We start from the raw sequence: 15227 nt of genomic DNA on the forward strand, positions 1-15227 counted from the left end.
TCTTTCTTGTATAATTTATTAGTTTTCATATTTCAATTATACCAAAAAAATGTACGATTCCTCGTACATTTTTGCGTTTTTTACTACTTTTTTTCTCTATAAGTCGTTACAGCCCCTTAAATACTACTAATAAACAACTTTTTTACCACCATATTTACGTACTTTTAAAATATGGCAAGAATCTTTACCAAAAACTTTTTCAATTTCTGTTTTATACGTATCAACATAACTGTCTTTTACAAATGCTTGAATTGTTCCAGCAAAACCACCACCATGAACACGACAAACACCATTATCACCTAAGATTTTTTCAGACATTGCTAAACCAATAGAAACGCTTTGATTGAAAACATCACTATTTGCATAAACATTTTGTAAGAATTTATATGAACTATCACCAGAAGCTTTAATTAAACGTTTAAATTCATCAAAATCACCAGCATTTAATGCTGCTACTTGTAAGTCAACTCGTTTATTTTCTGTAAATAAATGAATTGCTCTCAATACAGCACGGTCATTACCGATTTCACGAACTTTAGCGATATTATCAAAAAATTCTTGTTCATCAACTTCTCGTAAAAATTCTTTATTAAAGTAATTAGCGATTTTTTTCATTTCTGCTGGAATAGCTGCATACTCATCAGTTAAATCAGCATGCGATCCTTTAGTATCAACGATACATAAACTATGTTCAAACTTAGAAAAATCAACATCAACTTTTCTTACAACTGGTTTATCAATATCTTTAAAATCAATATTGATTAAGCTACCTACTGAACTAGCACATTGATCCATCAAACCACATGGTTTACCAAAATAAACATTTTCAGCATATTGTCCAATTTGCGCAATTAAAACTGGATCTACTGTCATATCATTATATAATCCTGATAAAATTGTTCCAATAATTGTTTCAAAGGCAGCTGAAGAAGAAAGACCAGCTCCCATGATAACATCACTTGTAATAAAAGCATTAAATCCACCAATTTGATAATTTAATTCTTTTAATTTAGCTAAAACACCACGAACTAAAGCTTCAGAAGTTCCAGCTTCTTCTTGTTTAACTGCTAGATCATTTACATCAATAGCTTTAATATCAAAATCATCAGATAAAATTTTAATTTCTCGTTCAGTTTTACCAACAACTGCAATAGCATCTAAATTTATTGCTGCAGCTAATACACAACCATGTTGATGGTCAGTATGATTACCGCCAACTTCACTTCTACCTGGAGCACTATAAATTTCAACTTCATTATCACCATATAATGAAATATATTTTTCAACAGCAGCTACATAGCGATTACGTTGATATTCTAATAAACTTTCATCGACATATAAATCATTTAATAATTCATCATATTTATTATTTTTTAAATCATTGATTAATTTTGTTGCTTTTTTCATTATTTTATTACTTCAAATGTATATGATGTACTTTCATCATATACTTCTCCTTTCTTTAAAATTGTAGTTGGGTTTTCTTCAATATTAATTGCATCAGGAAGATTTTGAGTTTCAATACACATTGCATATCTTCTAGGATAAGCAATACCATATTTACCAACTCTACCGTCTAAATAGTTAGCACTATAAATTTGTGCTCCTGGTAAAGTTGTACTAACTGTCAATTTTCTTCCAGTTTTTTCATGATATAGTACCACTTGATCATGATCTTGATTAAAAATAAATGGATGATCATAACCAGCACCTAATTTTAATTGTTCATCATCACTATCAATTTGATCACCAATTCTTCTTAGTGTACTAAAATCAAAAGCACTATCTTTAGTAGCGTTGAATTTTCCTGTTGGTAAACCATCACCATCAACACAAGCATATTTATCACTATGAACTAGTAATAAATGATCATAAATATCTTCTTTAGCGCCAGATAAATTGAAATATGAATGATTTGTAATATTAATAATTGTATCTTGATCACTAGTTGCATGATAACGAACTGTTAACGTTTTATCTTCTAAAGTATAATATGCTTTAAAAGATAAATTACCAGGATAACCTTCTTCGCCATCTTTAGATAAATAACTAAATTCAATAGTTTTATCATCAATTATATTGTAATCAAATACTTGATAAGAAAATCCTTTAATACCACCATGTAAGCAGTTAGGACCATTATTTATTGGTAAATGATATGTTGTACCATTTAAAGTAAAAACTCCTTTACCAATTCGATTAGCTGTCCGACCAACTAAAGCTCCTAAATAAGCATCTTTGGTTTGATAATCAGAAAAGTTATCATATCCTAATACTACATCGTCAATATTTCCAGATTTATCATTCATCATAACTTTAACAATTGTACAACCATAGTTAGATACAACGATCTCTAAATTATCATTTTTCATTTGAATTAAATCTATTTGATCATCTATTTTTTCAATTACTTTTATCATTTTATTCTCCTTTCAAAACCATTTCTACAAAGCTGGTTAAAGCATCAATTCCTTGCTGGTCCATTTTAAACACTCCAGCATCTTCTAATACGGTAACAAATTTAATTGCTACTGCTTCTTTTAAAATATCTGTAACATTATCTTCAGTAATAGTAAATTCATCTAATAATTTTAAATACCAGTCATAATGTTTTTCTAATTGTGGATAATCCTTAATATTGATCTTATTTAATAAACAATCACTTAATAGTTGTAATTCATCTTTTAAACGGGCTGGTAAGATTGCTAATCCCATAACTTCAATTAAACCAATATTTTCTTTTTTAATATGATGAGATTCTTGATGTGGATGGAAGATACCATCTGGATACTGATCACTTGTTCTATTATTTCTTAATACTAAATCAATTTGATATTTATCACCTTTTTTACGAGCAATTGGTGTAATGGTGTTATGAGGAGTATCACCAGTATGACTAATAATATCAAGTACTGGAGCATTATAATTGCGCCATGCTTCTAATATTTTATTTGAAAGAGCTATTAACTCATCTTTACTTTCTGATGTTAATCTAATTGTTGAAAGCGGCCATTTAATTACTTCAATTATTGTATTTTCATAATCATCTGAAGTTAATGTTTTTAAGACTTCAGCTCTTTGTATTGGGAACTCATAGTTACCACCTTGATAATGATCATGACTTAAAATAGAACCACCAACAATTGGTAAATCAGCATTTGAGCCAATCATATAATGTGGGAAAATATCTAAAAAAGAAAATAAGTTTTCAAAAGTTTCTTGATTGATTACCATTGGTTTATGTTCTTTATTTAAAACAATACAATGTTCATTGTAATAAACATAAGGTGAATATTGTAAATAGTAATTACCATTTTTTAAAGTTAATGGAATAATTCGGTGATTTTGACGAGCTGCTCGATTTAAATCACCACTAAAACCTACGTTTTCTTTACATAATAAACATTTTGGATACCCGGTAGATTTCACTGTTTTAGCTTTAGCGATTTCTTTAGGGTCTTTCTCTGGTTTAGATAAATTTATAGAAATTTCTATATCACCATATTTTACATATTTTTTCCAAATAATATTTTTATCTGTTCTGCTTTTACGAATATAATTTGAAGCAATTGATAATTTATAATAATAATCAGTTGCATGTTTTGGACTTAAAGCATATTTTTCTTTAAATGTTTCAATAACCGTATGTGGTCTTGGCATAATACAATTCATGATTCTTGTATCAAACAAATCACGAACAGTAACTGTATCTTCAATTAATTCTTTTGCTACTGCATAATCAAGCATATTTTCTAAAATTGGAGTTGCTAGAGGTAAAGGTTCATTTACGTCTTCATATTTAAAATCACTTTCTTTAAACAAATCTAATAAAAGATTTACTGAATAATCCATCTCATCTTCAGTAATCATTTTCTTTTCAAGTGCAAATTGAATTAATCTGTTAATTTCATAGTTAATTGATATCATATTTTTCCTCCCTTTTTCATTTATATTGTAATCCAATAATAAGATAATGTCAATTATTTTTACTAAATTATTAGTAAATGTTTACTTGATATATTGACTAAACTTTACCCTTGGTTTATAATGAAATTGTGATATATTTTTAACATATTTATTTAGCTTCAAAATTTACACTCTTTCAAAAACAAATCAAATCACAATATTACATATTTTTTAATAAAATCCCTTAATTACTGAATAATTTCTTTCATCTAAACTTTCATAAATACTAAAAATAGGGTATAATAACCTTTGAATCAAGGAGGAAAATGATGGCCACTATTAAAGACGTTGCAAATTTGGCTAATGTTTCTAGTGCGACAGTTTCACGTATTTTAAACAATGATAAGACCTTATCTGTCCCAGAAGAAACTAAACAAGCTGTTTTAAATGCTGCCAAAAAGTTAAATTATACTAAAAAAAGAAAAGCAAATAAAGGTGACTTTACTCTTGGTATCGTTCAATGGTATTCTTTGCAACAAGAAATTGATGATCCTTACTATTTACAAATCCGTCAAGGAATCGAAAATTTTTGTTTGCAAAATAATATAAATGTTATCCGTACTTTTAAAACGGATTTAAATTATTTAGATGCTTTAAAAAATGTTGACGGTCTTGTCTGCATTGGAAAATTCAGTAATGATGAAATCGTCAAATTTAAGAAAATATCTAATAAAATTGTATTCTTGGATATGGTTAGTTCACATCGTAATGATACAACCATTACTTTAGATTTTGAAGCTGCTATTAAAGAAGCAATGGATTATCTTCAATTATCTAATCATCAAAAAATTGGTTTTTTAGGTGGAAAAGAACTTCTTGATGATAATACTATTTATCCTGATCCAAGAAAAGAAGTATTTATCAAATACTGTAATGATCATAACATTACTTATGAAACATATTTATATGAAGATGCTTTTACTACTGAATCTGGTTATACAATGATGGTGGAAATGATTAGTAAAAAAGATTTGCCAACAGCAATTTTCTGTGCTAGTGATCCTATTGCAATTGGCGCTTTAAGAGCTTTATTGGAACATAACATTAAAGTACCTGAAGATATTTCACTAATCGGTTTTGATGATATCAAAGCTGCAAGTTTTACTAATCCCCCACTAACAACGGTTTATGCTCCAGCGACTTTGATGGGAGAATATGGAGCTAGTATTGTTTATCATATTTTAAGCAAATACAGTTCTCCAGCACCAATGAAAATTGTTCTTCCATGTACACTAATTGAACGTGAATCATGTAAAGTTATAAAAAACAAGGCTGTAAATAAGTAGTTAATACTACTAAAATAGCCTTGTTTTATTTTTGAAAAATTTTCGTTATATAGTTCAATATTCGTTGAACTTTTTTTTATTATTTAGTTTATAAAAAAATAAAAAGTGCATAATATTTGTGTTAGTTATTACCACGTGTTAAAATTAAGATAGTTAGAAAAGTCTAACAATTATTTAAAGAAAAGGAGAATAATTATGTCATTAATAGGAAAAGAAATAACAGATTTTGAGGCTCAAGCCTTTCATGAAAATGAATTTAAAACAGTAAAAAAAGAAGATTTATTAGGAAAATGGAATGTTTTATTTTTCTATCCAGCTGATTTTACATTTGTATGTCCAACTGAATTAGAAGATTTAGCAAATAAATACGAAGATTTCAAAAAAATCAATTGTGAAATTTATTCAGTATCATGCGATACACACTTTGTCCATAAAGCTTGGCACGATACTTCTAAAACAATCAAAAAAATTACATACCCAATGTTAGCTGATCCAACTGCTAAATTAGCTAAAGATCTAGATGTATATATTGAAGCTGATGGAATGGCTGAAAGAGGAAGTTTTATTATCAATCCTGAAGGTAAAATTGTAATGTATGAAGTAATTGCTGGTAATGTAGGTCGTAATGCCGAAGAATTATTCCGTCGCGTACAAGCTAGTCAATTTGTTTATGAACATGGTGACGAAGTTTGCCCTGCAAAATGGAAACCTGGCGAAGAAACACTTAAACCATCATTAGATTTAGTAGGACTGATTTAATGACTAATAATCTTTATGATGCAATTATAGTAGGTGGCGGTCCAGCTGGACTGTCAGCTGCTATTTACTTAGCACGAGCTAAATTTTCAGTATTAGTTATTGAAAAAGAAAAAATTGGTGGTCAAATTACAATTACTTCAGAAGTTGTTAATTATCCAGGAATTTTAAAAACAAGTGGTAAAGAATTAACTGAACAAATGTACCAACAAGCACGTAATTTTGGGGCAGAGTTTTTAATCGCTAATGTAACAAAACTAGATTTAAAACAGCCAGTAAAGGTGATAAATACTGATAAAGGCGAATTTAAAGCAGCTGGCATTGTATTAGCTACTGGTAGTCATCCACGTAAAATCGGGTTCCCTGGTGAAAAAGAATTTCAAGGTCGCGGTGTGGCTTATTGTGCTACTTGTGATGGTGAATTTTTTACAGGTAAAGATATTTTTGTTATTGGCGGTGGTTTTGCAGCTGCTGAAGAAGCGGTATTTTTAACTAAATATGGACGAAAAGTTACTATCATTGTCCGTGAAGATGATTTTACATGCGCTAAACAAGTAAGCGATCAAGCTAAACAGCATCCTAAAATTGATATTCATTATAATAGTGAAATTGTTTCTGTCAATGGAACAAATCAGCTTCAACAAGCAACATTTAAAAATAATAAAACTGGAGAAACCTGGCAATATCAAGCCCCTGATAATGATACATTCGGTGTTTTCGTATTTGCCGGTTATCAACCAGCAACATCGTTATTCCAAGATCAAGTAGAACTAAACGAAACTGGAAATTTAATAGTTGATGAAAACCAAAAAACTTCTTGTCCTGGTGTATACGGAGCTGGTGACGTATGTGTCAAAGACTTAAGACAAGTAGTTACTGCTGTAAGTGATGGAGCCAAAGCAGCAACATCATTAGAAAAATATATCCCTACAATCGTTCAAGAACACAATTTAAAATCAAAAAAGATTGAACTTAAAAATGATACTACTAATAATGATAATAGTGATGTTGACGAAAATAATTACTTTATTTCATCACAAATCAAAGCACAGTTAAAACCAATTTTTGATAAATTAGAAAGAAACTTAATTCTAAAATGCTATGATGATGGTAGTAAGTTAGCAAATGAAATGAAAGGTTTTTTAGAAGAATTTGTAACTTTAAGTGATAAATTATCATATACAGTTGTTTCATCTTCATCTATTGCTGCAATTAGTTTTTATGATCAAGATGATAATTATTTAAATATTGCTTATCATGGTATACCAGGTGGACACGAATTTAATTCTTTTGTAATAGCTGTTTATAACACTGCCGGAGCTAAACAACCGTTACAACAAGACATATTAAAGCAAATCCAAAGTATTGAAAAACCAATTGATATTAAAGTAATTGTCTCGCTTTCATGTACAATGTGTCCTGAAGTAGTAATGGCTACACAACGCATTGCAATTGAAAACAAAAACGTTGAAGCACAGATGTTTGATTTAGCACATTTTCCAAATCTAAAAGAACAATATAATATCATGTCTGTTCCATGCATGGTTATCAATGATAAAGATGTTTATTTTGGAAAAAAAGACATCAGTCAAATTGTTGAAATTTTAAAATAAAAAGAATGTGATTGCACATTCTTTTTATTTATATAAATAACTATTTAATGGTGCTTGCATATGATCAACTACATAGCCACTACCACCACGATCTTTAACATTTTCAACCATTGTTGTAATTAAGATTGGATTATCACTATTAGTTGTCATTACTGTAAACCATCCTAATTCTGTTCCAGTAGTATCATCTTGAGAAGCTTTAATTTCAGCAGTTCCTGTTTTACCTGCTAATTCAATATCATTATGATAAATAGCATGTCCAGTACCATTACTATCACTAATTACCCCAATTAAATCATCTTTAATTGTATTAGCTGTATCCTTTGTAAACGCATTTTCAACCCACATTTGATCTGGTTTTTCATTCATAATTAAATATGGTTGAATGATATCACCTTCATTTACAAAAGCACTATAAATAGCAGCTAATTGAACTGGGTTCATTAACAATTCTCCTTGACCATAACCACTATCAGCTAATTGCTGGTCATCGAAATCACTATCTTTATTTTGATATTGTGAAGCATTTAATGATAATTCAAATGGAATTTTAGAACCAATTTCTAAACGATCATAACCACTAATTAAATCATCTTTGCCAATATTAGTTGCTGCTTTAGCAAAATAAACATTATCAGAATAAATTAAAGCATTTCTTAAATTATTAGGTGTTGGCGCATGTAAAGTTGTAACATAATAATTACCCCAGCTAGAATCTTTTTGCCATCTATCTTCTGCCTTTAAATCTTTATCAGGATCGATTGCTCCAGAATCAAGACCAATTGCTGCTGTAATTGGTTTCATACTTGAACCCGGTACAAAAGTTGAACGATAACGATTAGTTAAAGGTTTACTAGCATCATCATTTAATGCTTGCCATTGCTCGTTGTCAAATCCTAAAATAAAATCATTACTAGAAAATGATGGTGTCGATACTAATGCCAGGATTTCGCCTGTTTTAGGATTCATAGCAACTGAAGCACTTTGATCATTTTGATACTCATTATATAATGATTGTTGCAATGTAACATCGATGGTTAAAGTAATATCTTTACCATCTTCAACATCTTTACTAGCAACAGTTTTTACTAACTCGTTATCTTCATCTACAATTCTTATTTCATGACCATCACTGCCTTTTAAATCAGCTTCATAAGCTGCTTCAATGCCACTTCGTCCAATTAATGAACTTTCATCATAACCTTCACCCTTATGTTTTTCTAAATCTTCAGCATTTACTTGTTGCAAGTATCCTGTTAAATGTGAAGTAGCTTCGCCATAAGGATAATAACGAACTGTAGTAGTATTTACTTTCACTCCTGGTATTGCAATTAATTGATTAACCAGTGCTTGTCCTGAACTATCTTTTGCAAACTCTTTTAAAGGAACAAAAGAATCATCTTTGATCCATGAAGCACTCATTTCATCTTTTATTTCAGCGCTTGACATATTTAATAAAGAACCAATTCTTTCATAATCAGCCTCACCATTTAATTTTCCTGGAACCAATCCAGCTTCATAAGCTTCACCTTGTGTAGCTAATTCATTGCCATTTCGATCAAGAATTCGTCCACGGGTAGCACTTTCACTGCTTACTCGAACACGATAATCAGATTCAAGCCCTTCTAAAATCAATGCCTCATTATATGCTAGCTTTCCATCAGTTACTTTAACTTGATTATTAGAAGTTACTTTTCCAGCAACAGTATTCATAGTTAAGCTATAATCAACAACATTATCTTCAACACTATTGATTTTTAATGAAAAATCCTGTGCTTCAATACCCTCATAAATGTTTGCATATCTTTCTTCAAAGACATCTTTATCAACTTTAGGATCATCGCTTAACATATCATACATTTTTGAATAATCTTTATCTTCAAGTAATGCAAAATAATCCTCTACGTAATCATCAGCATTTTTACCGCCAGTGAAAATAAAAAATACAGTCACAATGATTAAGCATATTACTACAACCCCTGCGATTATTAAATTTCTTTTATTTCTTAAAAGCATACCTTATCCCCTTTCTATCGAAAATATTATAACATAGCATGTGATAATAACCTACCTATTCCACTATATTTTATAAATTTATAAGCTATCAAATTGTAGTTGTCTTTCTTGATTAGAGCAAACTTTCCGTTTTACTACTTTATCTTCATCAGTTAAATGACCAATTAATAAGGGACTATTTTCATCATGAAGTCCAATGTTTTTATAAATCTGATTACTAGTACAAGCATAACAATACTTACAACCATGTATACAGCTATTATAAGCTCCTATATCAATACTAGCTAAACAGTGACAATGTTTACGATTAGTATTTGTTTTTATATTTAAAGTAGTTTTTAATAATGATTCAAGATATTCTTTATCAATACAGCTGCCATGATTAATTCCAAACTGTTTCAAATGATATTTCTCACTACAAGTTTGGATTTTTATTTGATATTTTTTAGCAATCTTTCCAAATTGTTGAGCGATTTTTAAAACATCATCTTCATCAATTTCATCAAATTTACCAGCTATATTTTTATAAATATCAATAAAACTAATAATTACAATATCAGTATATTTTGCTAAAATCCGACACATTTTTTCAAACATTTGATAATGAAATTCTGTGGTATAGCGCTTATTTAATAAGATTGGATCATAACGCCAGATTACCCGCTTTTTACCAATCATCTTACTTAACGAAACAAATGTTTTCATAATTTCTAATTTAGCTCTTAAATTAGGTTCAATATCCTGATCATACGGTGTTATCGTAACCATAAAATAATATTGATATCCCATTTGTTTTATTGTTTTTAAATATGGCATGATTGGTTTGGGATCTTTGGTTAAAAAACAAATACAGTCAACTACATCAGGACTAATATCAACATGACTAACTAATTGATTATTATATGGATTACGAACGAGAACATAACCTTCTTTAAGCCGATTAAACAACCATTTTGGATACATAGCACAAATATCACAGCGACCTGATACTTGTAATAACATTATTGTTTCTCCAAATCTAATAACATTTGCTTCATTTCTAAACCACCATAATAACCCGTTAAACTGCCATTACTGCCGATTACACGATGACAGGGTATTACTATCATGATCCGATTTTTATTATTAGCCATCCCTACAGCTCGAGAAGCCTTTTTATTTCCGATTGCCATAGCTATATTTTGATATGTGGCAGTTTTACCATAGGGAATTTTTAATAACTGATTCCAAACTTTTAATTGAAATTCACTACCTTCCATGGCTAAAGGCAAAGTAAAACTTGTTCGCTGCTTATTAAAATATTCCTGTAATTGTTTAGCTGCTTCTTGAATCAAAGGGGTATTTTCTTCTATATATTGATATTCATCTTTAGGAGTAATTGCATAAATTTTTTGTTCTTTTTCAATTATCAGCAGATCAATTAAAAAATGATACCAGTAACCTTTCAACATATTATCACCTCAAAAAAATTATAACATAATTTAATAATATTAATCATTCTAAACTATCATTAATCAATTATTCATGATATACTTTTCAAGGTTGAGGTGACTACTTATGGAAGAACAAAAACTAATCAATGTAATTGGTGAAATTGGCAGATTATTAATTAAATATGGGGCTGAAATATACCGCGTAGAAGAATCATTAATCAGAATGTGTCAAAGTTATGGTTATGATAATGTCGAAGTTTTTGCCCTACCATCATATTTTACTTTAAGTGTTCTAATTAATTATAATCAGACTTACACTTTATCAAAAAGAAGCCGTCATAACCGAATTAATTTAGAAAAAATTTATGAATTAAATAACCTGGTTCGTTTCGCTTGTCAAAACAAACCAGCAATAGATTATCTCCAATCAGAAATAAAACGTATTAATTCAATCAAAACAAATTATTTGCTAGTATTTTTAGGCTACGGTATTGGAACTGGTTTCTTTGCTACATTTTTTGGTGGTGGTCTTAATGAAACACTAGTGGCAATAATAATCGGCTTTATTTTGTATTTTTTTATTTTGTTAATGGAATATTTAGATATCAACAATCTAGTCAGTACCTTATTATCAAGTATGCTACTTACTGCTATTGCTTTAATTGCCTATCATTTAGGAATCGTTGCTAACTCTCAGGCAATTATCATTGGCTGTTTAATGATTTTAACACCAGGGGTAGCCATTACTAACAGTTTAAGAGATATCATGGGTGGTGATTACATTTCAGGAACTGCAAGAATGCTTGAAGCATTATTAATTGCTGCTTTTATTGCTATTGGTGCTGGTTCAGTAATGATGATTTTAGGAGGTTAATATGGCAGAAATAATTCAATGTATTAGCGCTTTTTTTGCATGTATCGGATTTGCCTTCATCTTTAGAATTCATCACCATTTACGCTTTGCTTTTATTGCTTCGTTTGGTGGTGCATTAGGATGGGGTGTTTATTTGCTTAGTAAAAATTATACCGAAGATATCTTGGCTTATTTTATCGCCATGACTGTAGTAGCATTATTTTCAGAAATCATAGCTCGTATTTGTAAAGCTCCAGCAACAGTATTTTTAATCATTGGCTGTTTCCCTTTAGTGCCAGGACGCGGTATATATGAAACAATGCTTTATTGTATTCAAGGAAACAGTGAACTATTTTTAGATAGCTTTTTAAATACGATTGGTATTTCTACTAGTTTAGCTTTAGCTATTTTAATAGTTTCTACTATTTTTAAAGTAATAAAAAAATTATCTCAAAAAGCGAGCTAAATGCTCGTCTTTTATTACTTAATTAAAAGTAATAAACAATTATTATTCATTGTGTTATACTTTAACAAAGGATTAGGTGAGAAAATGAAAATACTAGGTCTTATAGTTGAATACAATCCATTCCATCAAGGACATTTATATCATTTAAATCAAGCTAAAGAGCTCGTAAAACCTGATGTAACTATTGCCATTATGTCTAGCCACTTTGTTCAACGTGGTGAGCCAGCTATTAGTGATAAATGGACCAGAGCTAATGTAGCCATTAAAAATGGTATTGATATTGTAGTGGAGTTACCATTTATTTATAGTGTTCAAAGTGCTGATTATTTTGCATATGGTGCTATTGATTTATTAAATAAAATTGGAGTCAATAATATTGTCTTTGGTAGTGAAAATGGTGATATTGGTGTATTTAAAGATATTGCTATTACAATTAAAAATAATCAAGAAGAATATGATGATCTTGTAAAAAAACAAATGAAACTTGGCTTACGTTATCCAGATGCCTGTAATCAGGCCTTGTCAATATTAATGCATAAAACTATTACAACTCCTAATGATCTTTTAGGTTTATCTTATGTAAAAGAAGTTATCAATAATGATTATCCTATTAATCTTCATTGTATTAAAAGAACAAATGACTTTCATAGTTTAAAAATAGAAACTATTAGTTCGGCTAGTGCTATAAGAAATGCTTTAAGAAATAATCTTGATATTTCTAATCAGTTTTGTAATTATAATGATTACCAAGAATTCTATTTCTTTGAAGATTTTTTTCCATATTTACGTTATAAAATTCTTACTTCTTCTAAACAAGAACTGAAAAATATTCATCTAGTTGATGAAGGAATTGAAAATCTGCTTCAAGAAAAAATAGCCACTGCTAATAATATGGAACAATTCGTATCAAGCCTGACTTCAAAACGATATACTCGTTCTAGAATTCAACGAATGTTAATTCATATTCTTATGAATAATGATAAAGAAACAATTAAACAAGCCATGGATATTAACTATCTTCGAATTTTAAAAATGAATAAAACTGGTCAAAATTATCTAAATAAAATCAAAAAAAGCTGTCAATATCCATTGGTTACTAATTATTCAAACTATTTTCATCCTGGCTTAGAAATAGAGTTTAAAGCAACTAAGCTTTTATCATGTTTATCAAAACAGCCACAAACACTAATTGAAAAGGAATACAAAAGTATCCCTATTATAAAATCGGAGTAAAATTACTCCGATTTTTCAATATCTATATCCGCAATAATTTCATGATCAAATGATAATGATTTAACAATTGCTACAGCATTACCAACAGTGCAGATTCCCTCTTTAATTAAATAATCAAAAACAATATCATTATTCTTCTTTAAATCATTAAAACAATATTTATCAGCATTAGCAAAATTATAAGCTAAAGTAATATCATGCGTGGAAACAATTGTCATGGCATTTTGTTTAAATAAATATTTTAAAATAGCATTAGCAATTACTAATCGTTCTTTTTCATTAGTTCCTTTCAATATTTCATCAATCAAAATTAAAGAACATTTATTTTTAGCTAAATCTGTTATTTCATTTAACCTTCGAATTTCCTGAACATAGAAGCTATATCCATTTTGTAAATCATCTTTCATATGAATCGATGTAATTAATTCATATGGATAATAAACAAATTTCTCACTAAAAGATGTATTCAATGCTTTTGATAACAATAAATTTGCTCCTAACATCTTTAAAAAAGTTGATTTACCAGAAGCATTACTACCAGTAATTATTGTATTATTATTTAAAACAACTGAATTTTTAACTGGTTTATCAATTAAAATATGATATCCATTTACTATTTCAATCATTTTTTCATCAGTTACTTCAGGAATACAAGTATCATATAATGATCTAATCAATTTTATAGTAATACATGTATCTAATAAACCAATCCATTCATATAAAGTTATAACATTATTTTCAATAACATCAATATGCTTTTGTAAACAAGCTGTTTGAATTACATCTACTAAAAAAATTGAACGAATCAAACTAGAAATACCAATAAAATCAACACTTTCAATCATATTAAAATAGTATATGACTCTTATCATTGATTTTAAAGAATGAATAGCCTGATTAATTGATGCATGCTGTTCTTTAGGAAAAAGATCGTTTTTCATCAATTTTTCACTAGCAGATAACATTCCTTTAATACTTCCCACTTGTAATCCAAGCTGTTCATATTTACCATTAAATTGAAAAGTAAGTAAAATACAAATAATTGATAATAAAAGTGGTATATAAAAGAAATCAAGATTAAAAATTGTATAAATTATACTTAATATATTAATGATTAGTAAACTAATAAATAGATATTTGAATTTAAATGGATATTTTAAAAGTTTTGATTTAATCGATAATATTGGAATATATTCTTTGTTTAAACGATTTAAAATATATAATGCATTTTTTAACTTCTCTTCATCATTTAAATTTTCAATGATTATTTCCTGCATTTTAAAATCATTTTTATTCTTAAAAAATCGACTATACAAATACTCATTACCTATTTCACTAATAGTATGATTGATCTTATTTAAAACCAGATTCATTTCACAATCATCAAAGGTAGCCTCATCAATCGCTTTTTCTTGATTTAGCTGCATATATTCCTTTGTAAGTTCATGATCAACCCCTACTATTCCTATTTGATATTGATTAAATAAATAATTTTTCATTAATCCATTTTTAATAATTGCAATTAAAACAATCACTGCAATAACTACTACAATTATAACAACCATAAATAACCCCATAATATTTAAGAGGTATATTAAATATACC

The 15227-nt window shown here is 28.7% G+C and carries 13 protein-coding genes; 6 read left to right on the forward strand and 7 right to left on the reverse strand.

Annotation, left to right across the window (positions count from 1 at the left end):
* Positions 1 to 126: 126 nt before the first annotated feature.
* From B5E92_RS11225 to B5E92_RS11235, 3 genes are read right to left on the reverse strand one after another with little or no spacing between them, the layout of a single operon-like run.
* Positions 127 to 1407 (reverse strand): galactokinase family protein, encoded by a 1281-nt coding sequence (locus B5E92_RS11225; protein ID WP_087302214.1) that lies wholly within the window; start codon positions 1405 to 1407, stop codon positions 127 to 129.
* Positions 1407 to 2420, reverse strand: coding sequence for an aldose epimerase family protein (locus tag B5E92_RS11230; protein WP_087302216.1), 1014 nt, complete (start codon positions 2418 to 2420; stop codon positions 1407 to 1409). The genes B5E92_RS11225 and B5E92_RS11230 overlap by 1 nt, the downstream gene beginning before the upstream one ends.
* 1 nt (position 2421) lies before the next feature.
* Positions 2422 to 3918 (reverse strand): UDP-glucose--hexose-1-phosphate uridylyltransferase, encoded by a 1497-nt coding sequence (locus B5E92_RS11235; RefSeq protein ID WP_087302266.1) that lies wholly within the window; start codon positions 3916 to 3918, stop codon positions 2422 to 2424.
* Between the two features lie 317 nt (positions 3919 to 4235).
* Here B5E92_RS11235 and B5E92_RS11240 point away from each other — a divergent pair, with 317 nt between their 5' ends.
* From B5E92_RS11240 to B5E92_RS11250, 3 genes are all read left to right on the forward strand, one after another.
* Positions 4236 to 5252: a LacI family DNA-binding transcriptional regulator gene (locus B5E92_RS11240; protein WP_087302218.1), complete on the forward strand. Its 1017-nt coding sequence runs from the start codon at positions 4236 to 4238 to the stop codon at positions 5250 to 5252.
* A 195-nt stretch (positions 5253 to 5447) separates the two neighbouring features.
* Positions 5448 to 6011, forward strand: a complete 564-nt coding sequence (gene ahpC, locus B5E92_RS11245) for an alkyl hydroperoxide reductase subunit C (RefSeq protein ID WP_087302221.1) — start codon at positions 5448 to 5450, stop codon at positions 6009 to 6011.
* A complete protein-coding gene (locus tag B5E92_RS11250; protein WP_087302223.1) occupies positions 6011 to 7621 on the forward strand; it encodes an FAD-dependent oxidoreductase in 1611 nt (536 codons plus the stop codon). Before ahpC ends, B5E92_RS11250 begins: the two co-directional genes overlap by 1 nt.
* A gap of 24 nt (positions 7622 to 7645) precedes the next feature.
* Here the strand turns inward: B5E92_RS11250 and B5E92_RS11255 are convergent, their stop codons facing one another.
* From B5E92_RS11255 to B5E92_RS11265, 3 genes are all read right to left on the reverse strand, one after another.
* Complete coding sequence (locus B5E92_RS11255; RefSeq protein WP_087302225.1) at positions 7646 to 9637, reverse strand: penicillin-binding transpeptidase domain-containing protein; 1992 nt, start codon at positions 9635 to 9637, stop codon at positions 7646 to 7648.
* Between the two features lie 78 nt (positions 9638 to 9715).
* Complete coding sequence (locus tag B5E92_RS11260) at positions 9716 to 10639, reverse strand: DUF1848 domain-containing protein (RefSeq protein ID WP_087302227.1); 924 nt, start codon at positions 10637 to 10639, stop codon at positions 9716 to 9718.
* Positions 10639 to 11085 carry a methylated-DNA--[protein]-cysteine S-methyltransferase gene (locus B5E92_RS11265; RefSeq protein ID WP_239406452.1) on the reverse strand — a complete coding sequence of 149 codons (447 nt, stop codon included), beginning with the start codon at positions 11083 to 11085 and terminating at the stop codon, positions 10639 to 10641. Before B5E92_RS11265 ends, B5E92_RS11260 begins: the two co-directional genes overlap by 1 nt.
* Positions 11086 to 11194: 109 nt before the next feature.
* Here B5E92_RS11265 and B5E92_RS11270 point away from each other — a divergent pair, with 109 nt between their 5' ends.
* The 3 genes from B5E92_RS11270 to B5E92_RS11280 all read left to right on the forward strand — a co-directional run bounded on the left by B5E92_RS11270 (position 11195) and on the right by B5E92_RS11280 (position 13622).
* Positions 11195 to 11944 carry a threonine/serine exporter ThrE family protein gene (locus B5E92_RS11270; RefSeq protein ID WP_087302231.1) on the forward strand — a complete coding sequence of 250 codons (750 nt, stop codon included), beginning with the start codon at positions 11195 to 11197 and terminating at the stop codon, positions 11942 to 11944.
* A gap of 1 nt (position 11945) precedes the next feature.
* Positions 11946 to 12389 carry a threonine/serine exporter family protein gene (locus tag B5E92_RS11275; protein ID WP_087302233.1) on the forward strand — a complete coding sequence of 148 codons (444 nt, stop codon included), beginning with the start codon at positions 11946 to 11948 and terminating at the stop codon, positions 12387 to 12389.
* A gap of 84 nt (positions 12390 to 12473) precedes the next feature.
* Complete coding sequence (locus B5E92_RS11280) at positions 12474 to 13622, forward strand: nucleotidyltransferase (RefSeq protein ID WP_087302235.1); 1149 nt, start codon at positions 12474 to 12476, stop codon at positions 13620 to 13622.
* A 2-nt stretch (positions 13623 to 13624) separates the two neighbouring features.
* Here the strand turns inward: B5E92_RS11280 and B5E92_RS11285 are convergent, their stop codons facing one another.
* Positions 13625 to 15187 (reverse strand): hypothetical protein, encoded by a 1563-nt coding sequence (locus B5E92_RS11285; RefSeq protein ID WP_087302237.1) that lies wholly within the window; start codon positions 15185 to 15187, stop codon positions 13625 to 13627.
* Between the last annotated feature and the right edge of the window lie 40 nt (positions 15188 to 15227).

The sequence above is a fragment of the Erysipelatoclostridium sp. An15 genome (assembly GCF_002160675.1).
Lineage (GTDB): Bacteria > Bacillota_I > Bacilli_A > Erysipelotrichales > Coprobacillaceae > Thomasclavelia > Thomasclavelia merdavium.